The following is a 22,288-nucleotide window of genomic DNA, read 5'->3' on the forward strand; positions in this document are numbered from 1 at the left end:
AGTTAATGATGTCTTACGCGCCACACCCTTGATCTCAGTAACAACCGCTGGCTTCAATCCGGGCAACTACAGGGGGGAACTTATGGCTGAACAGACAGACGTCATCGTTGTCGGCGCCGGACTATCGGGCCTCGTGGCCGCAACCGAGATCGCGGATGCCGGCAAGCGCGTGATCGTGGTCGACCAGGAAGGCGAGCAGTCGCTCGGTGGCCAGGCGTTCTGGTCGTTCGGCGGGCTGTTCCTGGTCGATTCGCCGGAGCAGCGCCGGCTCGGCATCAAGGATTCCTTCGAGCTCGCGATGCAGGACTGGCTCGGAACCGCCGGCTTCGACCGCGACGAGGATCACTGGCCGCGCAAATGGGCCGAGGCCTATGTGGCGTTCGCGGCCGGCGAGAAGCGTGACTGGCTGCGCGCGATGGGGCATCGCATCTTTCCCGTGGTCGGCTGGGCCGAGCGCGGCGGCTACGACGCGATGGGCCACGGCAATTCGGTGCCGCGCTTCCACGTCACCTGGGGAACCGGGCCCGGCATCGTCGAGCCGTTCGAGCGCCGCGCGCGCGAGGCGATGAAGAGCGGCCGCCTGACCTTCAAATTCCGCCACCGCGTCGACGCATTGTCCATCACCAACGGCACGGTGGATGGCGTCGGCGGCGCCGTTCTCGCGCCTGACGATGTCGAGCGCGGCAAGAGTTCCTCGCGCAATGTCATCGGGGAGTTTGCACTGAAGGCGCAGGCCGTGATCGTCGCCTCCGGCGGCATCGGCGGCAATCACGAGCTGGTGCGGCAGAACTGGCCCGAGCGACTCGGCGAGCCGCCAAAATTCATGATCTCCGGCGTGCCCGAACACGTCGACGGCCGCATGATCGGCATCACGGAGAAGGCGGGCGCGCGGCTGATCAACCGCGACCGCATGTGGCATTATGTCGAGGGTATCCAGAACTGGTCGCCGATCTGGCCGCGCCATGGCATCCGCATCCTGCCAGGGCCCTCGTCCATGTGGTTCGACGCCACGGGCACGCGGCTGCCGGCGCCGCTGTTCCCCGGCTCCGATACGCTGGGCCAGCTCGAATACATCATGTCGACGGGCTATGATTATTCCTGGTTCATCCTGACCCAGAGCATCATCAAGAAGGAGTTCGCGCTGTCGGGCTCGGAGCAGAACCCTGACCTCACCGGCAAGAGCTGGCGCATGACGCTGCGCCGCGCCACCAACAAGGGCGCGCCGGCGCCGGTGGAAGCATTCAAAAGCCATGGTGTCGACTTCATCGTGCGTGACAAGATCGACGATCTCGTTGCGGCCATGAACAAGCTCGCCGGCAGCGACCTTCTCAGGCTCGAGCACATCAAGATGCAGATCGAGGCGCGCGACCGCGAGATCGCCAATCCCTACGTCAAGGATGCGCAGGTGATGAACATCCACAATGCGCGCCGCTATATCGGCGACAAGCTGATCCGCACCGCCTCCCCGCACCGCATCCTCGATCCCGCACACGGACCGCTGATCGCGGTCAAGCTCAACATCCTCACCCGCAAGACGCTCGGCGGCTTCGAGACCGATCTCGACTCGCGCGTGTTCGGCAGCGAAGGCAGCGTCATTCCCGGCCTCTATGCGGTCGGCGAAGCCGCGGGCTTCGGCGGCGGCGGCGTGCACGGCTATCGCTCCCTCGAAGGCACCTTCCTCGGCGGCTGCCTGTTCTCGGGCCGCAACGCGGGCCGCGCGGCGGCGAAGGCGGTGGGGTAGATCGTGCGGCGGTGGATGCATATCGGGGCGCTTCTCGCCGGCTTCGCCGCCGCCCCGGCGGCGTCGGCCGACACCATCGACGTCAACGGCGTGATGCGGTCCTACACCGTGCAAGTGCCGGCCAAGCGACTTGTGCCGCTGGTCGTCGTGCTGCATGGCAAGACCCAGCGCGGCGCCGACATGGTCGCGCGGACGGCGTGGCCCCAGGTCGCAAAGCGCGAAGGTTTTGCGGTGGTCTTTCCGGACGGGCTCAACCATGCCTGGGCCGATGCGAGGACGAAGGCGGGACCCGCGCTCCGTGGCCCGCCCGAGGGCACCGACGACGTCGCCTTCATCGCGAAGCTCGTCGAGAAACTGGTGGCGAACGGCACGGCCGACCCTGGCCGCGTCTATGTCGCCGGCATCTCCAATGGCGGTGCCATGGCGATGACGCTTGCTTGCGCGCGCGCCGATCTGTTTACGGCAGGTGCGAGCGTGATCATGAACCTCACCGACGAAGCCGCGGTCACGTGCCATCCCTCGCGGCCGCTGCCGATGCTGATCATGAACGGCACGGCCGACCCGCTGGTGCCCTACGAGGGCGGACGCGGATCGGGCTATTTTGCCGCAGACGGGTTCTGGTCGACAGAGGAGACGCTGGCATTCTGGCGCAAGCTCAACGGCTGCGAGGCCGATGATGCCAACGTGACCGAAATGCCCGACAGGGTGCCCGCGGACCAGTCCACGGTCACGCGGATCGCCTCGCGCTGCCCCAGGGGGCACGACGTCGTGCTCTATCGCGTCAACCATGGCGGCCATCGCATGCCCGGCTTCGCTCCGGACGCCCGCTTCCCCAAGGTCGCAACCAGCCTGCTCGGGCCACAGAACAGCGACATCGACGGCGCCGAGACGATCTGGACGTTCTTCAGTCAGTTTCCCTAGGGAATGCATGCGTGCCCGGCAACGCATGCGTGCCTGGCAACGCATGCGTGCCTGGGGTGGCTGAGCGCGGGGGGCTGCGCTAGACAGGGCCGCCATTCCACCAGGAGATCCCAAATGAGCATTCAGCGTTTTGAAACCGGCCCGCGCATGAGCCAGGTCGTCGTGCACGGCAACACCGTCTATCTCGCCGGTGTCGTCGCCAACAAGGCCGGCGGCGAAAGCGTGACGAAGCAGACCCAGGACATCCTGGCGACGATCGACGGCCATCTCGCCAAGGCCGGCACCGACAAGTCGAAGCTGCTCTCGGCCACGATCTACATCACCGACATGAAGACGTTTGGCGAGATGAATGCGGTGTGGGACGCCTGGGTCTCCCCCGGCAACACCCCGGCCCGCGCCACCGTCGAAGCCAAGCTGGCGGCGCCGCAATACACCGTCGAGATCATGGTGACGGCGGCGAAGTAATCTTCGCGAACCAGTCGCATGCCGATGAAGCGCGATGAGACCATCATCGCGCTTCATTTTTTTGCGCACGCCGATGACCTCGGAGGTAATCGATCAGCGCGCGCAAACCTTCGATAGTGACGAGCAGCCGAACACGGCGCCACCGAAGGAGAGCACCATGACCGACCACGTCACCATTGCCCGCCGCTACATCGAGCTCTGGAACGAGCGCACGACAAGCCGCCGGCGCGAACTGCTCAGCGAGAACTGGGCGGCGGATGCGAGCTATGTCGATCCGCTGATGAAGGGCGACGGCCAGGACGGCATCGACGCGCTGATCGCGGGCGTGCAACAGCGCTTTCCCGATTTCAAGTTCAAGCTGATCGGCGAGCCCAACGGCTACGGCGATCAGCTACGCTTCAGCTGGGGCCTTGGCCCTGACGGCGTCGACAGCCCGATCAAGGGCACCGACTTCGCCGTGCTGAAGGACGGCCGCATCAGGAGCATCACCGGATTTCTGGACCAGGTGCCCGCGGGCGCGTGAGCCACGAGCGTTCTCTCAAACTCCGTCGTCGTCCCGGCCTAGTGCGCAATTGCGCACGGGGGGCCGGGACCCATAACCCCAGGGAGTGGTTTGGCGAAGATTCGTCGTTCGGTACTCCTGCCTCGGGCAACCCGAGAGATCACGCGGTATGGGCCCCGGCCTTCGCCGGGACGACACCTTTGGTTAGGCACGAGCTTCACTCATGCAGCCATCAACCGATACGCAGCCTTCGCATTCACCCCGAACGCCTTCTCGCGCACACTGGAGCCTAGTTTCGCCAGACACGCCTCCAGCGCGCCCTTGATCTCGCCGTAGCTGCCCGCAAGCAAGCACACCGGCCAGTCGGAGCCGAAGATCAGGCGATCCTCACCGAAGCAATTTGCGGCGTGCTGGACGAACGGAAACAGCCGCTCCGCATCCCAATCATGCCACTTCGCTTCCGTCGCGAGCCCGGAGATCTTGCACCAGACATTGCCGCAGGCGGCGAGCGCCTTGATGCGATCGGCCCATTCGGCGCTTCCGCCCGAAGCGATCGGCGGCTTGGCGGCATGGTCGAGCACGAAGCGCGCGTTGGGAAAGGCCTGCGCGGTTGCGATCGCCGCCGGCAATTCGCGGGTGCGGACGAGGAAATCGTAAGTGAGATCGCGGGCAAACAATGCGGTGAGCCCGCGCTGGACGTCCTCGCGGAGCAGCCAATCGGGATCGGCCTCGTCATGGACCTGGTGGCGGATTCCGACCAGCTTGTCGCCGCCCGGCCCTGCGCGCAGCCGGTCGAGCGTGTCACCAAGCGCGGCATCGGTCAGATCGACCCAGCCAACCACGCCGACGACGAAGGGCATTGCATGCGCGATGCGCAAAAATTCCTCAGTCTCCTCCAGCGCAGAGCGGCACTGCACCACGATGCTCGCACCGATGCCATTCGCCTTCAGAAGTGGCGCGAGATCGGCAGGCCCGAAGGCGCGGCGGATCGGCGCGAGTTCTGGCGCGTCCATCCAGGGATAGTCGGCACGCGCCGGATCCCAGAAATGCTGGTGGGCGTCGATGATCATGGCTCACGCTCCACCCGGCAGCGGCGCCCGCACGTCGACGAGTTTCCGCGCACGCAGCTCCTGCCAGAAGGCCGACGGCACCGGCGCCTGCGACATCGCGATGTTGTCGGCGACCTCGGCGGCATTGCGCGCGCCCAGCACGGCGACCGTCACGGCCGGATGGGCCATGCAGAACTGGAGCGCGGCGGCCTTCAGCTCGGTCCCGTGCTTGCGACAGAGCTCGTCGAGCTCGAGCGCCCGCGCGACCAGCGCCGCGTCTGCATCCTCATAGTTGAACTTCGCGCCGGTGCGGGGGTTGGCCAGAATGCCGCTGTTGTAGATGCCACCGAGCAGGATGCCGATGTTCTTGGCCTGACAGGCCGGAAACAGCGCATCCAGCCCGCCCTGGTCGAGCAGCGTGTAGCGGCCGGCGAGCAGGAAGCAGTCCACCGGCACGGTTTCGGCAAAACGGACCAGCATCTCCGACTGGTTCATGCCGGCGCCGATCGCCTTGACCGTGCCCTCTGCGCGCAGACGCTGGAGCGCGCGGAAGGCGCCGGCGACGGCGTCGTCGTAATGATCGTCGGGATCATGCACGAGCAGGACATCGACGCGGTCGAGCCCGAGCCGCAGCAGGCTCTCCTCGACCGAACGCATCACCCCGTCATGAGAGAAGTCGAACACCGGCCGCTCGCGCTGACCGCTTTTGTAATGATCGTCCTCGGCGGCAGCGCCATCGGGCGCGCGCAGCAGGCGGCCGACCTTGGTCGAGATGACGTAGGAGTCGCGCGGCTGTTGCCGCAGGAATGCGCCGAGCCGCCGTTCCGCGAGGCCAAAACCGTAGAGCGGCGCGGTGTCGTAGAAGCGGATGCCGGCCGACCAACCCCGTTCGAGCGTCGCTTGCGCATCGGCATCGCTGACCGGTGCAAACAATCCGCCGAGCGGGGCGGAGCCGAGGCCGATTGACGTGACATCAAGGGGGCCGAGCCGCGACCGTTTCATTCCAAATTTCCTTCCGACAGCCCAAATCATCTCTCCCGCTTGCGGAAACCGCAAGCGGGAGAGGCACGCAGGAGCACGGGGCTGGTGGCGCTCCTACTTCAGCAGCTGCGCAACGTTGTCCTTCGTCACGAGATCAAGGCCGGTATAGATGATCTCCGGCACCTTCTCGCCCTTCTTGATCGCGAGCAGCGTGTCCATCGACTTCTCGCCCATTTCGAACGGGCGCTGGCCGGTGAGGGCGTTGGAGTAGCCGTCGCGCAGCAGCTCAAGCTGCATCTTCAGCGTATCGGCGACGACGAGCGTGAACTTGCCGGCGTCGATGTCCTTCTTGTTCTTGTTGACGAAGGCCTTGTAACCTTCGGGTGCAAACATCGGCCAGCCGCCGATCGGCACGATGGCGCCGAGATCCGGCGTCGCCGTACGCAAATCGGCCATCTGCTGGATCGCGAGCGCGGGATCGTCGTTACAGAAGGTCGGAGAGCCCTGGACCTCGACCCACTTCGTTCCCTTGAGCGACTCACGGACGCCGTCGACACGCTCGGCAAGGTTCTTCGCGCCGGGACCGCCGGATACGATCGCATACTTGCCGCCTTCGGGCTTGAGCTGGGCCAATTGCTTGCCGAGCGCCAGACCGAAGTCCTTGTTGTTGGTGCCGATATAGGCGATGCGCTTGGAGCCCGGCGCGTCCGCATCGAAGGTGATGACGGGAATGCCGGCCGCCGTTGCTGCCTCGATCGACTTGGTCATGGCCGCGACGTCGGCAACCGAGATCGCGAGCCCATCCACCTTCTGCGTGACGAAGTCCTGGATGATCTGCGCCTGCGTCGCCGGTTCATGTTCGACCGGTCCCTTGTAGATGCACTCAACGTTGCCGAGTTCCTTGGCTCGCTTCAGGCAGCCGTCGCGCGCCACGTCGAAGAACGGATTGTTCATCGCCTTGGGCACGATGGCGAACTTGTAGGTCTGGGCAAATGCCGGGGTCGCCATCATCGCGATGGTCACGCCAGCCAACAGAAGCTTCTTCATTACTTTCCCTCCACACTTTGTTGCCTATCCATTTGTGATGTGATGGTCCGGCAGGCGGATAGACGATCTTTCGTTGTCCTTCCGGATTAACTCGTTAAGTCATGCGCGAGCGGATACGGTCGACCAGCACGGCAAGGATGATGATCACGCCCACCAGCGTCTGCTGCCAATAGGAGTTGACCTGCGCGAGCACGAGGCCGTTACGGATCACTTCGAGCAACACACAGCCGACGATGGCACCGAGCGGACCGCCGATGCCGCCGGCCAGGTTGGCGCCGCCGATCACGGCGGCCGCTATCACGTTGAGCTCGTAGGAAGTCGCCATGTTGGCGGGTGCCGATCCGAGCCATCCGGAGATGATGATGCCCTGGAGGCCTGCGGCGAGCGCGCAGATCACATAAACCTCGATCTTCACACGCACCACCGGGATGCCGGTGAGTTCAGCCGCCTTCTCGTTGCCGCCGAGTGCGAACACGTGGCGGCCGAACGAGGTGTGGTGCAGCACCACCGCCATCGTCAGCGCGAGGATCACGAGATAGATGAAGGGCGCAGGCACGCCAAGCACGTCGCCCGAGGTGAGCGCATAGAAGTAATCGGCGTCCGGCCCGCCCGGAAAGCTGCCACGGCCGTTGGAGACGACATAACCGAGGCCGCGCACAATCGAGAGCATGCCGAGCGTGGTGACGAAGGGCGACAGCCCGAGCACCGCGATGCAGAAGCCGTTGACGAGCCCGACGAGAAACGCGACCGCGAGGCCCGCGACGATCGAGACGACCAGGATCAGGCCCGGCAGGTTCGCTACCACGGTCTTGCCGTCGGCCGCGAGGTGCACGAACAGCGACGCGCCGGGCATGCCTGGCGTCGAGAGGCCCGACATGACCATCGATGTGATCATGGCGGAGAAGCACATCAGCGAGCCGACTGAGAGATCGATACCGCCGGTAATGATGACGAAGGTGACGCCCAGGGTGGCAATGGCGATAAAGGAAAAGTTCTTCGCCACGTTCTGCATATTGCCCTGGGTGAAGAAATAGGGGCTGGCAAAATGCATCACGACCATCAGCACCAGGAGCGCTAGCAGGACGTATCCGGTCTGGGAGGCGAAGATGCCACGCCGCCACCATTTGATCTCGCCGACATTCGAGAAGCTGACCGGGGATTCCAACTGCATGGCCATTACGCCGCCTCCTTCGCGCCGGTGATGAGTGCGGTGACTTCCTCGGGGGACGTCGTATGGATCGCCTTGTCGGCGCGCTTCTCGCCGCGGCGCATGACGATCACGCGGTCGCACACCGCGAACACGTCGGGCATGCGGTGCGAGATCAGCATCACGGCGACGCCTTGTTCCTTCAGCCGGTGAATCAGGCTCAGCACCTGCTCGACCTGGCGGACCGAGATCGCAGCGGTCGGCTCGTCCATCATCACCAGCCTCGCATTTGAGAGCCGCGTCCGCGCGATCGCGACCGCCTGGCGCTGGCCGCCCGACATCTGCTTGACGAGATCGTCGGGCCGCGTTTCAGATCGCAGCTCGCCGAACAATTCCAGCGCACGCGCCGCCATCGCCTTGTGGTCGAGCAAGGCAAGCGGGCCAAACTTGCGCTTCAGCTCGCGGCCGAGAAACACGTTGGCGGCCGCGGTCAGATTGTCGGCCAGTGCAAGGTCCTGATAGACCACCTCGATGCCGACCGTACGGGCATCGATCGGCCGATTGAAATGGACCGCGCTGCCGGCAAAGCGGATCTCGCCATGGCTGGGGCGGAAATTGCCGGCGATGATCTTGACCAGCGTCGACTTGCCCGCGCCGTTGTCGCCCATCAGGCCGACCACCTCGCCGGGAAGGACCTGCATGTCGACGTCATGCAGTGCGCGGATTGCGCCGAACTCCTTCCCGATGCCGGAGAGTTGGAGCACCGGCGTTGCTTCAGCATTTGTCATCAGCGGGCCTTCCTCAGACATAGCGGTTGACCAGGGATTCCAGATATTCCTGCCGTCCCGAGCGCGGCTGCGGATCGAAGCCGGGGCCGAGCGCACGATCGGCGAGATCGGCGAGCGAGCGCTGGCCGCCGAGGATGGCGCGGCCCTCGGGGCTCGCCCATCCTTCGTAGCGCTTAGTAAGCGGCGCGGAGAGGGCGCCTGCATCGAGCATGTCGGCAGCGGCGAGGAAGGCGCGCGCGCAGGCATCCATCGAGCCGACATGGGCATGGATCAGATCGTCGGGGTCGATCGACTGACGCCGGATCTTGGCGTCGAAATTGAGCCCACCCGAGGTGAAGCCGCCGCGGTTCAGGATCTCGTGGAACACCAGTGCAAGCTCCGGCACATTCATCGCGAACTGGTCAGTGTCCCAGCCGAGCAGATCGTCGCCGCGGTTGACGTCGAGCGAGCCGAACACGCCGAGCGCTTCGGCGAGCGCGACCTCGTGATGGAAGGAATGGCCGGCGAGGATGGCATGGTTTTGCTCGATGTTGAGCTTGACGTCTTTCAGCAGGTCATAGCGCGCGAGGAAGCCGTAGCAGGTGGCGACGTCGAAATCATATTGATGCTTGGTCGGCTCCTTCGGCTTCGGCTCGATCAGGATCGGGCCCTTGAAGCCGATCTTGTGCTTGTGCTCGACGACGAGCGAGACGAAGCGGCCGAGCTGGTCGAGCTCGCGCTTGAGATCGGTGTTCAGCAGCGTCTCGTAACCCTCGCGCCCGCCCCACAGCACATAGTTCTGGCCACCCAGCCGGTGCGTCACCTCCAGCGCGGCACGGACCTGGCCGGCGGCATAGGTGAAGATGTCAGGGTCCGGATTGGTCGCGGCGCCCGCCATGTAGCGGCGATGCGTGAACAGATTGGCGGTGCCCCAGAGCAGCCGGACTTTGGCGGAGGCCATCTTCGCTTCGAACAGATCGGCGATCGCGTTGAGGTTGGCGACGGACTCCGCGAGCGAAGCACCTTCCGGCGCCGCATCGACGTCGTGGAAGGTGAAGAAGGGCACGTCGAGCAGGCGGAACAGCTCGAAGGCGACATCGGCCTTGGCCCGTGCCTGCGCCATCGCATCGGTGCCGCGATGCCAGGGCCGCAGGAACGTCTCGCCGCCGAAGGGATCGCCGCCCGGCCAGCAGAAGGAGTGCCAGTAGCAGACCGCAAAGCGCAGGTGATCCTCGAGCCGGCGGCCATGGACGAGGCGATCCTTGTCGTACCAGCGGAAGGCGGGCGCTTGCCCGGCATCCTGGCCGGCGAAGGCGACAGGCGTGCTTGCCTCGAAGAATTTAGCTGACGCGTTCACTTAGGCGGACTCCTTCAACGCGGGATAAAGCGCGCGCCAGCGGCGATAAGCATCGTCATAGGCGGCGGTGACGGAAGCGCGGGGCGCGAAACTCGCCTGTCGGCGCGGGCGCGTGCAAACTTCGGCGGGATCTTCACCGGTGGCGGCAAGGCGCCCGAGCCGCGCGGCGCCGAGCGCGGCCCCCACCTCGCCTTCCTCGACGCGATGGACGGAAATGCCGAGCACGTCGGCGCAGATCTGGGCCCAGAGCGGCGAGCGCGAGCCGCCGCCGACGAGATCGACTTCCACGATCGGCGCGCTCGCCGCGCTCAGTGCCGCCAGATTGTCGCGCGCGGCGAAGGCGACGCCTTCGAGCACGGCCTGCACGATCTCGCCGCGCCCGGTCGCGCCGCGCAAACCGACGAAGGCGCCGCTGGCGGCGGCATCGTTGTGCGGCGTGCGCTCGCCGTCGAGATAGGGCAGGAACTTGATCGGGCTCGGCCCATCGACACGCTCGCCGAGCGGCGCCAGCAGCGCCGCGGCCGGCGTCTCCATCACGCCTGATAGCCAGGCGAGCGAGGCCGCCGCCGACAGCATCACGCCCATCTGGTGCCAGAGCCCGGGCAGCGCGTGACAGAAGGCATGCACGGCTGAAGCCGGCGCCGGCGCAAAGCGATCGGTGACGCGGAACACCACACCTGAAGTTCCCAGCGACAGAAACGCATCTCCGGGTGCGATGGCGCCGAGCCCGATCGCGCTCGCCGCGCAGTCGCCGGCGCCGCCGGCCACCACGACACCTTTCGCCATGCCCCAGCGTTGCGCCAGGTCCGGCGCGAGCACCGCGCTGGTCTCGCTGCCTTCGACGAGGCGCGGCATGTGACGCAGATCGAGCCCGGTGGCCTGCAGCAGAGCCTCCGACCAGCGGCGCTGGCCGACGTCGAGCCACAGCGTACCGGCGGCGTCCGACATGTCCTCGACCATTTCGCCGGTGAGGCGATAGCGGACATAGGCCTTCGGCAGCAGCACTTTTGCGACGCGCTCGAAGATGTCCGGCTCATGCCGCGCGACCCAGAGCAGCTTTGGCGCGGTGAAGCCGGGCATTGCGAGATTGCCGGCAATGGCGTGCAGTGACGGACAGCGTCGCTCGAGCTCGCCGCATTCGGCCTGCGAGCGGCCGTCGTTCCAGAGGATCGCGGGACGCAGCGGGCGGCCGTTCTCGCCCAGCAGCGTCGCGCCGTGCATCTGGCCGGATAGTCCAATGCCGGCTACCTGCGCGACCTCACGCGGATGGCGGGATGCGAGATCGTCGACCGCGCCGGTCGCCGCGTCGACCCAGGCGTCGGGATCCTGCTCGGACCACAGCGGCGCGGGATGCGACAGCGCAAGCTCGCGCGCCGCCGTCGCGAGAATCGCGCCGGCTTCGCTCACGAGCACCGCCTTCACACCGGACGTACCGATGTCCATTCCGAGATACACGCCATCCCTCCCATTCACCTGTCGCAGCGTGCGATCTTGCGTCGCCTTTACCGCCACGGGCCGTTTCGAAAATCGCCTGCCGCTAGGGCAGATTGTCCCGCATCACGATGTCGATCCTGATCTTCTCCTGTTCGTGCAAGATCGGCTCGCCGCGGGCGAGCGCAAGCAGCACGCGCACGGCGGCGCGCGCTTCATGTCCTGGGTTCTGCGAGATCGCGGCATCCATCACGCCCTGCAACAGCAGCCGGCGCGTCAGCGCCGTGACGTCGTGCCCGACGAACACCACCTGCTTGTCGCGGCCGGAATCGCTCAACGCTTTGGCGACGCCTTGCGTGCCGGCGCCGACGTTATAAAGGCCGACAATGTCAGAATGCCTGCCGAACAGCCGGGCCAGCAGCTGCTCCGAACGCTCGTCCTCGTCGCGCCCTTCCAGCACCGGCAGGACGGCGAGACCAGGGAATTCCGACGCCATCACCTGGTTGAAGCCAAAAATGCGCTCGGCGTGATCGCGCAGGCCCTGCGAGCCGGCGACGATGGCAACCTTGCCGGACCGCCCGCCGACCAGCCGACCGACCAGCGCACCGGCGGTGCGCCCCGCGGCGATGTTGTCGATGCCGACATAATGGTGGCGCCGCGACGACGGCACGTCCGACACCAGCGTGACCACTTTGGTGCCGGCGTCGACGAGATCGTTGATCGCGGCGCGGACGCCGGGATGATCCAGCGCCACCACGGCGACGCCGTCGTAATCGCCGAAGAGTCTCTCCAGCGAAACCGCGAGCACGGAGGGATCGAACACGTCGGTTGCGACCATCTCGACACTCAGGCGACGTGCCGAGAGCCACGCCGACATCTCGCCGAGATAGGCCTCGATCTGCTGCATGAACGGGTTCGGCCCGGACGGCATCACGAAGGCAAAGCGGCGGGCGCGACCGCGGGCGAGCTCTGCGGCGGCCACATGCGGCTGGAAGGAGTTGCGCTCGATGGTCTCTTTGACGCGCCGGACCGTGTCCGGCCGCACACCCGGGCGATTGTGCAGGACCCGGTCCACGGTCGCCAAGCTCACGCCCGCCTCGCGCGCGATGTCCTTCAGGGTCAGCGCGGTGGCAGTGAGCGAGTCTGAGTAGCTCTCTTGGGCCATGGCTGAAGGCTAGCAGATGTGTTTTGAGGTACGCAACTCATTTTGAGGGGCGTGTCGGATTTTTCGAGCCCCGGTTGCACCGGGGCCCACCTCGTCGGCGGCCTCAACTGCCGCTCAAATCCAGCGTCAGGAACAGGCTGTTGGGATCCTCGACATAGCCCTCGAACGGGCCGCAGCGGACGAAGCCGTGCGCCCGGTACAGCGCGTGAGCCGGCCTGAAATAGTCCCACGAGCCGGTCTCGAGGCTGAGCCGCGTCAAGTCGCGCGCGCGGGCTTCACTGATGATGTGACGGAGCATCTGGCCGCCAAAGCCGCGCCGCCGCGTGGTCTGAAGCGTATGCATCGACTTCACCTCGCCGTGGGTGGCCGAAAGCGTCTTCAGCGCGCCGGTGGCGACCAGCGTCTCGCCGTCCCATCCGGTCCAGAACGCGACGTCGCTCGCGCGAAGGCCCGCCAGATCGAGCGCATGGGCGCTGCCCGGCGCGGTCTGCGCCCGCGCTGCCGTAACATGATGGTCGAGCAGCGCGACGACGCGCGGATCGAACGTGTCGCCGGTCAGGATCTGCATCGTCACGGCCTCACTCCGCTTGAAAGCCGCATCTGCATGAGGACCATATCGAGCCAGCGGCCGAACTTGCAGCCGACCTCAGGCATGCGGCCAACCTCGGCAAAGCCGAACGAGGCGTGCAGCGCGATCGAGGCTGAATTCGAGGCCTCGATCGCGGCGACCATCGTGTGCTTGTTCAACGCCGTGGCCCGCTCGATCAGCGCAACCATCAGGCCGCGGCCGATGCCCGCGCGATGATGCCGCTCGTCGACATAGACGGAATTCTCGACCGTGTGGCGATAGCCGGGCCAGGGACGGAAATCGCCGAAGGACGCGAAGCCGACCACATCCCTGCCCTTCATCGCGACCAGAACGGGATAGCCGGCTTCCCGTCGCGCCCGGATCCACGCGCGCCGCGAATCGAGATCAACCGGGCCGTCGGTCCAGACCGCCGTGGTGTTGATTGCGGCATGGTTGTAGATGGCCAAAATATCTTCGGCATCCTCCAGCGTGGCGTCCCGCACGATCATCGGCATCACATTTTCCCGTAAGAAGTGCCGCGCCGCGTGATGATGACGTAGCGCGCGTCCTGTCTGGTTTCGTTCTCGAAGGTCACCGCACGCATCACGTCGAAATCGAGACAATCGCCTTCGCGCAGGCGCACCGTCTTGGCGTCGATATGCACGCAGACCGCGCCCTCCAGCATCAGCAGCTGCTGGGTGAAGGCGTTGCGGCCCCAGGGGCTGTAGGAGACGCGCGCGCCGGCCGGCAGGTCGACGACGATGATCTCGATGCCGCTTGCCGCGTCCGGCGGCGAGGCATGGCGCCTGCGGTAGCCGCTGTCGGGATCGCGCCAAAGCGGCTGGTCGGCAAGCCGCATCAGCCGCTCCGGCGGCTTCTCCGCGAGCGCGACGACGTCGCTCAGCGTGACGTCGAGCGCCGCACAGAGCTTGTTGAGCAGCGCCGCCGTCGCACTGCTCTGCGCCCGCTCCACCCGTCCGATCATGGCCCGGCTGACGCCGGAGCGCGCTGCAAGTTCGTTCAACGTCATGCCCGCCTGCGTCCTCAGGGTCTTCAAGCGACGACCGATCGCGCGATCGAGTTTCTGCTGGTCCATGGTCTTCATCCGAACATTGCCCGACACGAGGACCGCACCCATCAGGGCGAGCGGTAGCTTAGCGCGGACGGAGGCGAACGCCGCGAGCGGCAGTCTAATATATTAGAATCTTTGCGGAGCTCGCAGGGCCGATTAGGATGCGCCCCAACCACAACTAATCGGGAGGCGACGAGATGGGCGAGCCGACGCAGCGGACGATCAAGGCCAACGGTATCAGCCTCAACGTCGCCGAGCAGGGCAAGGGACCAATGGTGCTGCTCTGCCACGGCTTTCCGGAAGGCTGGTACTCTTGGCGCCACCAGCTCGAGGCGCTGGCGGCGGCCGGCTACCACGCGGTCGCGCCTGACATGCGCGGCTACGGCAAGAGCGACCGGCCCGACGCGATCGACCAGTACACGATCCTCCACATGGTCGGCGATCTCGTTGGCGTGCTCGACGCCTTCGAGGCGAAGGACGCCGTCATCGTCGGGCATGACTGGGGCGCGACGATCGCCTGGCACACGGCGCGCCTGCGGCCCGATCGCTTCCGCGCTGCCGCCATCCTCAGCGTGCCCTATCGGCCGCGCGGTCCGGTGCGGCCGACGAGCGTCATGCCACAGACGGCGGATGCGCAGTTCTATCAGCTGTACTTCCAGGAGCCGGGGATTGCCGAAGCGGAGTTCGAACGGGATCCTCGCGCAACGCTCGGCGCCATGTTGTTTGGCGGCTCCGGCGAAGGAGCGGTGGCAATTCGCGCCAATGCCGAGCGCGCCGGCAGGACCGTCGGCGTCGGCATGGTCTCGCGCAAGGACGGCATGTTGCCGAAGGTGCAGATGCCGCTGCCGTCATGGCTGAGCGCCGCCGACCTCGATTATTACGGCGCCGAGTTTGCCCGCAGCGGATTTCGCGGGCCGCTCAACTATTACCGCAACATCGATCGCAACTGGGAGCTGATGGCGGCTTTCGAGGGCGTGAAGGTGGTGGTGCCTTCACTCTTCATCGCCGGCGACCACGACATGGTCCTCGCCTTCCCCGGCACCGCCGAGCTCCTCGCCAACATGAAGCAATGGGTGCCGCAACTGCGCGAGATCAGGATGCTGCCGGGCTGTGGACACTGGACCCAGCAGGAGCGGCCGGCGGAGGTGAATGCTGCGATCGTCGAGTTTCTGCGAAGCCTGTCAGCTTAGCCCCCCTTCTCTGCTAACGCTTCGAAGGGCATCCTGCATCGCGTCGCCGAAGACTGGAAATCCTGCGAAGCGCCTTCGCGCGAAGCAGGATGGAGCGGGCGAAGGGAATCGAACCCTCGTATGCAGCTTGGGAAGCTGCCGTTCTACCATTGAACTACGCCCGCGGATGCGCTGCTCACGCCCGTCCTGATTAGCCGAGACGGCGCGTCTCGCCAAGCGGTTTGGCGCACCTAGCCGGACGGTTGTTAACGTCCTGGCAAGATTTTGGGTGCGCCGGATTGTGGCGGTGTTATGATCTCGTGTCTGGGGAGAGACGTGCACTGAGTGGGGCGTGTGCATGGTGGGGCGTGGCTATACAATATTCGACACGGCAATCGGGCGCTGCGGCATCATCTGGAGCAGCACCGGCGTCGTGGCCGTGCAATTGCCGGAGGCGCGGGAGATGGACACCCGCCGCCGGATTTTCCAGGTCCATCCCGAGGCGCGCGAGCAACAGCCTCCGCTGAATGCCGAGCTTGCGATCGAGGGCATCGTAGGCCTGCTGCAGGGCAACGATCCCAACTTTTCCGACGTCAGCCTGGATGCCGGTGGCGTGCCCGGCTTCAACCGGCGGGTCTACGAATACGCCTGCACGATCCCGCGCGGAGAGACGCGCACCTATCACGAGGTCGCCAAGGCGCTGGGGGCCTCCGGCGCGGCGCATTCGGTGGCGCAGGCGGTTGCGAAAAATCGCTACATGCTGATCGTGCCCTGCCACCGCGTGCTGGAGGCCGGCAATTACACCGACCGGCTCTCGCCCTATGGCGGGGTGATCTCCAAGCGGCGATTGCTGGCGCTCGAGGGCGCCCATCCGGTCGCCAGCAAGACCCTGTTCGAGGTGTTGCTGCCCGTTGCCCCGCCGAGGCCCTCCACCTAGATAGGTGGCATGGATGCAACCACGCTGCTGACGACACGCTCGATCACGGTCTCCGAGTTCCGCTGCGATGCGGGGCCGGACGACACGCCGTTTGCGGAGTGCCGCACCGGCCATTCCATCGCCTATGTCCGCGCCGGCAGCTTCGGCTGCCATTGCCGCGCCGGCTTCTTCGAACTGGTGGCAGGCTCGATGCTGGTCGGCGCGCCCGGCGAGGAATACACCTGCACGCATGAGCATGTCAGCGGCGACGTCTGCCTGGGCTTCTTCTTCAGCGAGGACCTGGTCGATGCCCTCGGGGGACGGCGCGAGATCTGGAAGGTCGGCGCGACACCGCCGCTGCCCGAGCTGATGGTGCTGGGCGAACTCGCCCAGACGGCGGCAGATGGCAACAGCGATCTGGGTCTCGACGAGATCGGCCAGATCCTCGCCGGCCGCTTCATTGACGTCGTCTCGGGCAAGGCGCGCAAGCCGGCTACACCCACCGCACGCGACCGCCGCCGCGCCGTCGAAGCCGCGCTGTGGATCGACGCCAACTCGCATGAAGAGGTGGACCTTGAACAGGCCGCGCGGCAGGCGGGACTGAGCCCGTTCCATTTCCTCCGGCTGTTCTCGGCCGTGCTCGGCGTCACCCCGCATCAATATCTGGTGCGCTCGCGGCTGCGACACGCCGCGCGCCTGCTCACCGTGGACGACATCGCGGTCACCGACGTCGCCTATGACGTCGGCTTCGGCGATCTCTCCAATTTCGTCCGCACCTTCCATCGTGCCGCCGGCGTGTCGCCGACGAAGTTCCGGCAGGCGTCGAAGGGCGAGCGCAGGATCTTCGGGGAACGCCTCGTCCTCAACTGAGACACGTCGGCCGCATCGCAGGGTAACAGTCTGTTGACCAGACAGGTGTGACGCGCTGGCGCTTGCGGTACATCGCGCGGTACTACAACCAAAGGGCGACTTGGCGCCCCTTCAACGCGGCGAACCGGCAGATGAACAGTGCCTCGAGTGACGTGATTGCGGCCACGCTGATCGCACTTGTCGTCGGCCTCGCCTTCATCGCGGGTTGTGCCGTCTATTACGGCCGCCGGATCAGCTCGCGCAGGATTCCGATGCAGTGGGACAGCGACGGTCAGCCGGCCTGGTTTGCACCACGGCTCGTTGGGCTCTGGTTCAGCTTCGGCGTCACGGCGGCCCTTTCCGCGTTCCTGCTCGTCCTCGCCCTTCATACACCGCAGAAGCTCACAGCCCTGATCGTCGCAACGATCAGCGTGATTGGAACGAACATGTGGGTGCAGGTCTATCATCTGAGACGGGTGATCCGGTGGCAAGCGGAGGCACCGGCGAACTAGCCGGACGCCGGGCGCAAGATTCTCCAAGAGCGGCCTGCCCTCAATTGACTAGGTTCGTCTCCGGCGTGCGCCAGTCGCGGCGCGCTTTGCAATGGAGACGAACATGTACGACCACATCGGACTTCGCGTAGCCGATCTCGATGCCGCCACGCGCTTCTACACCGCGGTGCTGGCGCCGCTCGGCTACGTCCTGTGCTCGAGCGGCGACGGCTATGCCGGCTTCGGGCCGAAGGGCGCGCCGGCGCTGTGGCTGCACCTGAACAAGGGGCGGAAGGCCGACGGCGCACATATCGCGTTTCGCGCCGGGACTCATGACGCGGTCAAGGCGTTCCACAGCGAGGGCCTGAAGAGCGGCGGCCGCGACAATGGCGGCGCCGGCCCGCGCAAGGATTACAGCCCGACCTATTACGCGGCGTTTCTGATCGATCCGGACGGCAACAATGTCGAAGCGGTTTGTGTGTGAGCTTTAGCCGCCAGCTCCGTCATTGCGAGGAGCCCGCGACAAAATTGCGAAGCAATTTTGCGCTGGTGCGACGAAGCAATCCAGACTGCTTCCGCGGAAACATCTCTGGATTGCTTCGCTGCGCTCGCAATGACGGTTTTTGTAGCGACGACCTATCGAAATCAAGGATACCTACCTCATGGCCTCCATCCACAACGACGTCCCCCTCAATGCCCCCGCGCGCGACGTCTGGGACGCGGTGCGCGATTTCGGCGCGCTGCACCGGCGGCTGGTGCCGGGCTTCGTCACGGCCTGCACGCTCGATGGCGATGCACGTATCGTCACCTTCGCCAACGGTTCGGTGGCGCGCGAGGTGCTGGTCGATTGCAATGATGCGCGACAGCGCCTCGTCTATGCCATCAACAACGAGCGGCTGAAGCACTACAGCGCCTCGGTGCAGGTGATCGCCGACGGCGATGGCAAGAGCCGCTTGCTCTGGACCATCGACATGCTGCCGAACGAGCTTGCGGCTTACGTCCAGGAGCAAACCAGGGAGGCCGTGATCGCCTTGCACAAGGCGTTTCCGCCAGCCGCAGCGTAACGGCGGCCCAGGCACCGCAGCTCTGTGATTTTTCTCACAGAGCCCTCCCCTCCTCGGCCCTAACCATGGCTGCGTGCGTCCGGTTGGCTCTGCTCTCCCGGCGAAGCCACGCACGCGAGGAGCATGCCATGAGAGGTGCGGACAAGGTGATCTGCCAGGCAGCCGCCGTGCTGCTGCTGTTCTCGGTCGCGAGCACGCCGGCGAAGGCGCAGTTCGCAGGCTACGGTGGCGGCGGAGGTGCCGGCGGCGAGGACATGATGACCCAGATGGCGCCGATGCTGGAGATGATGAAGGCGAAGATGGGCAAGCGCCGCTTCGCCATGCTGATGCAGACCATGGGTCCGATGATGAGCCGGATGATGGAGAACGGTGGCGGCGGCCTCAGTGGCATGATGGGCGGCGGCGGCCTCGGTGGCGGCAATCTCGGCGGCGGGTTTGGTGCGCCCAATTATGGCGGCTACACGCCGATGGGCGGTGGCGGCTATATGCCAACGGGGCTCGGCGGCATGGGCGGCGGCGACATCATGGGCATGCTCGGCGGCACCAGTGGCGGCGACATGATGGCGATGATCCCGCAATTGATGCGGCTCGCCAATGTCGGCGGCGGTGGCGGCCATCGCCGCCACAGGCATCGCTAGTCCGCAACACCTGAGAGAGCCGGCGTGATCGCGGGCTTGCTCTCGCGTGGTCCCCAGCGGGTCAGCACCACGCTGGAGCACGACAGCAGGCCCAGCACGACCATCGAGCTCGCGGCCAGCCAGAAGAAGCTCTGCGCGCTGGCGTCATGCGTCGACAGCCACCAGCCGGTCGCCGAGATGTAGATCAGCCGCACGGTCTGCGCCAGCACCGGGCCGATCACCTTGGCCGCGCCTTGCGAGGAGAAATACATCGTCGAGGCGAGCCCGATGAAGGCGTAGAACGGCGCCACCGTCGACAGATATTGGTGGCTGGTGGCGCGCACGGTCGCGCTGTCGGTGAAGATGTTGACCCAGAGATCGGGGAACAGCGCGACCAGGCACGCCGGCGCACCGACGGCGACGAACGCGCTCGCGCCCGCGATCCAGGCGATGCGCCGGGCACGCGCGATGCGGCCGGCGCCGATGGCCATGCCGACCATCGGCACCGAGGCGATGCCGAACGAGAACGCGATCGAGGTCAGCAGGAATTCGAGCCGTGCGCCGATGCCGTAGCCGGCGAGGATCGCGGTGCCGAACTTCGCCAGCATGTGGGTGAAGATCGAGATCGTCAGCACCGATTGCAGCGGCGAGAAACAGGCGATGGCGCCGACCTTCAGTATGTCGAAGAACATCGCCCACTGGATGCGCAAGCCGCGCAGCTTCGGTGTGATCCGCGCGCGTCCCGAGAACAGGTACCAGCCCATGATGCAGATGTTGAAGCAATAGGCGATCAGCGCGCCGGCCGCGACGCCGCGCATGCCGAACTGCGGCACCGGCCCAAGCCCGAGGCCGAGCGTGCCGCCGAGCAGGATCTGCCAGGCCGCGGAGTTGAGGATGAGGAACGACGGCAGCTTCATGTTGCCGGTGCCGCGCAGGATGCCCGCCATGGTGTTGAGCAGCCAGGGCAGCACGGCGCCGCCGAAAAACACCTGCGTGTAGGCGATCGCATGCGTCAGCACATCGCCGCGGCCGCCGAGCATTTCGAGCACCCTGGGTCCGAAGATCAGCATGCCCAGCATGAAGACGAGACCGAAGCTGATGCCGATCAGCATCGCATGCGCGGCGAGCGTGCCGGCGCGCTCGCGATCGCCGGCGCCGAGCGCCCGAGCAATGGCGGAGGCCACCGCGCCGCCCATGGCGCCGCCCGACATCGTCATGGTCAGGATCACTGTCGGAAACACCAGCGCCATCGCGGCCAGCGCCTCGACGCCGAGCCGGCCGATATAGGAGGTCTCGGCGATCACCGTGCAGGTGCCGGCCGACAGCGCGATCACGTTCGGCCAGGCGAGGGAGAGCAGCGTGCGCAGGATCGGCCCGTCCACCAGCGCGCTCTTCACCGGACGCGGGGGCGGAGGCAGCGGGCGTTCTTGTTCATCGACCGGGATCTCGGCGATGTCGGACATGTCCTCTCCCGGGCACGAGCGCCATTTGCGGCGCGGCAATGACTAGGTGTGCCAATAAATTTCTTCGCGCAAAAGGCGCGGCCGGGGGCTTGTTAGCACGGCACGCGCCGATTCCTCCTGCGCCTGATGCAGGCGTGCCCTGCGGCAGCGCATTTCAGTGGGTGCAATTGCGGTCTCTCGTCTCCCTCTCCCCGTTCTTACGGGGAGAGGGCTGGGGTGACTCGCGGAGAGCCCCCCTCACCCGGATTGCATCTTCGATGCAATCCGGCCTCTCCCCGCACGCGGGGAGAGGCGAAGTGGCCGCGCCGTTCTCGTCAGCCGATCGTCCAGACCAGCGGCGGTCGCCCGCCTGCTGCCGGCCGCATGTGCACGGCGATGTGCCGCCCGCACCCCGCAGCCAGCCCTTCGAACAATCCCTCCAGCACCTTGGCGCAGGCGACGTGATAATCAGCGACGTCGTCCATCAGCTTCCAGCCCTGCTGACGGATTTCGAAAGTGCCTTCCGACTGCGCCGTCTCGGCGGCATCATCCTGCGCGGCGAACAACGCGTTCAGGAACGATGCGAATTCCCTCGCGCCGCCGCGGCTCATCGCGAGCGCCGCCGCGACCTCGTCGAAATACTGCATCCCGATCAGCCTGCCGGTGAGATGCAGCAGATAGCCGGCGTCTTCCGGGCCGAACAGCTGCACCATCACGGGCGCGGCGGTGCGGACATATTCCATCGCATAGTTGCGATAGGCTTTTTCCAGCCGCGGCTTCGGCCAGCCCGCGACCGGCAGCGCCGGCGCGGTCGCAGCATTGAACAGCGGCGCCTCGAGGTGCCGCGCGAACACCAGTCGCTGGTCGAGCTCGAGCGGATGGTCGTATTGATGGTAATAGCCTTCGAGCCCGTCCTGGCCGTCGACGCTCTGCTTGGTGCAGACGAAGCCGAGGCGCAGATCCCCGAGCGCAACACCATTGTTGGCGTGCCAGCCGCGCAGCATCGCGCGAGAGACCTCGCCCGGCACGCCGCAGATCGCGGTGCCCTTCCAGATCCAGCGCGGCGGCGGATAGCGGATCCAGGCCTTAACGTCGCTCTCATACATGTATTCGACATGTACGCCGCCGATCCAGTTGGAGAGATAGTGATATTGAGCAGCCGCGACCGCCGGCGGCAGATGGCTGAGGCCGAGCTTCTCAAGCCCCGGCAGGAAACGCTCCTGCTGCTGGCGACGGAACACGCGGAAGACGAACTCCGCTGCATCCGCCGTACCGCGCCGCGTGACCACGGTCAGGATGAGGCCGGTGAAATAGGCGTGATAGAGATCGGCGACCGCGCGCCAGCGTTTCCATTGGGCGTCCTGCGCGGAGTCGGCTGCGGCGGTCATGTTCGCTCCCGGCTTGTTGTTTTGCGGGAGTGTGTCATCGCGGCTGGGGCGGCGCAACACGCCACACATTCGCTGTCATCGCTGTCATCGCCCGGCGAAGACCGGGCGATCCAGTATTCCAGAGGCGGTTGTGATTGAA

The 22,288-nt window shown here is 66.0% G+C and carries 24 protein-coding genes and 1 tRNA gene; 11 read left to right on the plus strand and 14 right to left on the minus strand.

The genetic code is table 11. The features are described from left to right. The first annotated feature begins 82 nt into the window (after positions 1-82). The 4 genes from XI08_RS44425 to XI08_RS44440 all read left to right on the plus strand — a co-directional run bounded on the left by XI08_RS44425 (position 83) and on the right by XI08_RS44440 (position 3,650). Positions 83-1,741, plus strand: a complete 1,659-nt coding sequence (locus XI08_RS44425) for an FAD-binding dehydrogenase (RefSeq protein ID WP_271579280.1) — start codon at positions 83-85, stop codon at positions 1,739-1,741. Between the two features lie 3 nt (positions 1,742-1,744). Beyond that, the gene (locus tag XI08_RS44430; RefSeq protein ID WP_271579281.1) at positions 1,745-2,662 is read left to right on the plus strand and encodes an extracellular catalytic domain type 1 short-chain-length polyhydroxyalkanoate depolymerase; all 918 of its coding nucleotides are present in this window, start codon (positions 1,745-1,747) and stop codon (positions 2,660-2,662) included. Between the two features lie 114 nt (positions 2,663-2,776). Further along, complete coding sequence (locus XI08_RS44435) at positions 2,777-3,127, plus strand: RidA family protein (RefSeq protein ID WP_027542342.1); 351 nt, start codon at positions 2,777-2,779, stop codon at positions 3,125-3,127. Positions 3,128-3,284: 157 nt separating this feature from the next. Beyond that, positions 3,285-3,650: a nuclear transport factor 2 family protein gene (locus tag XI08_RS44440; protein WP_027542341.1), complete on the plus strand. Its 366-nt coding sequence runs from the start codon at positions 3,285-3,287 to the stop codon at positions 3,648-3,650. A gap of 200 nt (positions 3,651-3,850) precedes the next feature. Here XI08_RS44440 and XI08_RS44445 read toward each other — a convergent pair whose 3' ends face one another. The 11 genes from XI08_RS44445 to XI08_RS44495 all read right to left on the minus strand — a co-directional run bounded on the left by XI08_RS44445 (position 3,851) and on the right by XI08_RS44495 (position 14,237). Then, a complete protein-coding gene (locus XI08_RS44445; RefSeq protein ID WP_271579282.1) occupies positions 3,851-4,699 on the minus strand; it encodes an amidohydrolase family protein in 849 nt (282 codons plus the stop codon). Between the two features lie 3 nt (positions 4,700-4,702). After that, a complete protein-coding gene (locus tag XI08_RS44450; protein ID WP_271579283.1) occupies positions 4,703-5,680 on the minus strand; it encodes an aldo/keto reductase in 978 nt (325 codons plus the stop codon). A gap of 93 nt (positions 5,681-5,773) precedes the next feature. Further along, positions 5,774-6,706: a sugar-binding protein gene (locus XI08_RS44455; protein ID WP_271579284.1), complete on the minus strand. Its 933-nt coding sequence runs from the start codon at positions 6,704-6,706 to the stop codon at positions 5,774-5,776. 94 nt (positions 6,707-6,800) lie between these two features. Then, the gene (locus XI08_RS44460; RefSeq protein ID WP_027542337.1) at positions 6,801-7,883 is read right to left on the minus strand and encodes an ABC transporter permease; all 1,083 of its coding nucleotides are present in this window, start codon (positions 7,881-7,883) and stop codon (positions 6,801-6,803) included. Further along, positions 7,883-8,641: an ATP-binding cassette domain-containing protein gene (locus XI08_RS44465; protein ID WP_027542336.1), complete on the minus strand. Its 759-nt coding sequence runs from the start codon at positions 8,639-8,641 to the stop codon at positions 7,883-7,885. Before XI08_RS44465 ends, XI08_RS44460 begins: the two co-directional genes overlap by 1 nt. A gap of 13 nt (positions 8,642-8,654) precedes the next feature. Further along, entirely contained in the window at positions 8,655-9,977 is a 1,323-nt protein-coding gene (gene xylA / locus XI08_RS44470; protein WP_271579285.1) for a xylose isomerase, read from the minus strand. After that, positions 9,978-11,432: a xylulokinase gene (xylB, locus tag XI08_RS44475; RefSeq protein ID WP_271579286.1), complete on the minus strand. Its 1,455-nt coding sequence runs from the start codon at positions 11,430-11,432 to the stop codon at positions 9,978-9,980. It abuts the gene before it with no gap. Positions 11,433-11,514: 82 nt separating this feature from the next. Further along, entirely contained in the window at positions 11,515-12,573 is a 1,059-nt protein-coding gene (locus XI08_RS44480; RefSeq protein WP_271579287.1) for a LacI family DNA-binding transcriptional regulator, read from the minus strand. Between the two features lie 103 nt (positions 12,574-12,676). Beyond that, positions 12,677-13,141 (minus strand): GNAT family N-acetyltransferase, encoded by a 465-nt coding sequence (locus tag XI08_RS44485; protein ID WP_271579497.1) that lies wholly within the window; start codon positions 13,139-13,141, stop codon positions 12,677-12,679. Positions 13,142-13,143: 2 nt separating this feature from the next. After that, positions 13,144-13,656, minus strand: coding sequence for a GNAT family N-acetyltransferase (locus XI08_RS44490; protein ID WP_198033679.1), 513 nt, complete (start codon positions 13,654-13,656; stop codon positions 13,144-13,146). Next, positions 13,656-14,237: a helix-turn-helix domain-containing protein gene (locus XI08_RS44495; RefSeq protein WP_271579288.1), complete on the minus strand. Its 582-nt coding sequence runs from the start codon at positions 14,235-14,237 to the stop codon at positions 13,656-13,658. Before XI08_RS44495 ends, XI08_RS44490 begins: the two co-directional genes overlap by 1 nt. A gap of 173 nt (positions 14,238-14,410) precedes the next feature. On the opposite strand from XI08_RS44495, the gene XI08_RS44500 reads away from it, so the two are divergent. Next, a complete protein-coding gene (locus XI08_RS44500; RefSeq protein WP_271579289.1) occupies positions 14,411-15,403 on the plus strand; it encodes an alpha/beta fold hydrolase in 993 nt (330 codons plus the stop codon). Between the two features lie 90 nt (positions 15,404-15,493). Here XI08_RS44500 and XI08_RS44505 read toward each other — a convergent pair. Then, positions 15,494-15,567: transfer RNA gene (locus XI08_RS44505), tRNA-Gly, on the minus strand. A gap of 173 nt (positions 15,568-15,740) precedes the next feature. Here XI08_RS44505 and XI08_RS44510 point away from each other — a divergent pair. The 6 genes from XI08_RS44510 (at position 15,741) to XI08_RS44535 (ending at position 19,340) form a co-directional block, all read left to right on the plus strand. Continuing rightward, a complete protein-coding gene (locus XI08_RS44510; protein WP_271579290.1) occupies positions 15,741-16,319 on the plus strand; it encodes a methylated-DNA--[protein]-cysteine S-methyltransferase in 579 nt (192 codons plus the stop codon). A gap of 9 nt (positions 16,320-16,328) precedes the next feature. Beyond that, positions 16,329-17,168 carry a helix-turn-helix transcriptional regulator gene (locus tag XI08_RS44515; protein ID WP_271579291.1) on the plus strand — a complete coding sequence of 280 codons (840 nt, stop codon included), beginning with the start codon at positions 16,329-16,331 and terminating at the stop codon, positions 17,166-17,168. 62 nt (positions 17,169-17,230) lie between these two features. After that, complete coding sequence (locus tag XI08_RS44520) at positions 17,231-17,659, plus strand: hypothetical protein (protein WP_271579292.1); 429 nt, start codon at positions 17,231-17,233, stop codon at positions 17,657-17,659. A 103-nt stretch (positions 17,660-17,762) separates the two neighbouring features. Further along, positions 17,763-18,122, plus strand: coding sequence for a VOC family protein (locus tag XI08_RS44525; RefSeq protein ID WP_271579293.1), 360 nt, complete (start codon positions 17,763-17,765; stop codon positions 18,120-18,122). Between the two features lie 178 nt (positions 18,123-18,300). Beyond that, positions 18,301-18,702 carry an SRPBCC family protein gene (locus XI08_RS44530; RefSeq protein ID WP_271579294.1) on the plus strand — a complete coding sequence of 134 codons (402 nt, stop codon included), beginning with the start codon at positions 18,301-18,303 and terminating at the stop codon, positions 18,700-18,702. Positions 18,703-18,830: 128 nt separating this feature from the next. Beyond that, the gene (locus tag XI08_RS44535) at positions 18,831-19,340 is read left to right on the plus strand and encodes a hypothetical protein (protein ID WP_271579295.1); all 510 of its coding nucleotides are present in this window, start codon (positions 18,831-18,833) and stop codon (positions 19,338-19,340) included. Here XI08_RS44535 and XI08_RS44540 read toward each other — a convergent pair. Then, the gene (locus XI08_RS44540) at positions 19,337-20,782 is read right to left on the minus strand and encodes an MATE family efflux transporter (RefSeq protein ID WP_271579296.1); all 1,446 of its coding nucleotides are present in this window, start codon (positions 20,780-20,782) and stop codon (positions 19,337-19,339) included. The genes XI08_RS44535 and XI08_RS44540 overlap by 4 nt on opposite strands. A gap of 314 nt (positions 20,783-21,096) precedes the next feature. Beyond that, positions 21,097-22,149 carry a hypothetical protein gene (locus XI08_RS44545; RefSeq protein ID WP_271579297.1) on the minus strand — a complete coding sequence of 351 codons (1,053 nt, stop codon included), beginning with the start codon at positions 22,147-22,149 and terminating at the stop codon, positions 21,097-21,099. Between the last annotated feature and the right edge of the window lie 139 nt (positions 22,150-22,288).

Source organism: Bradyrhizobium sp. CCBAU 11361 (assembly GCF_028128935.1).
GTDB classification, from domain to species: domain Bacteria; phylum Pseudomonadota; class Alphaproteobacteria; order Rhizobiales; family Xanthobacteraceae; genus Bradyrhizobium; species Bradyrhizobium niftali.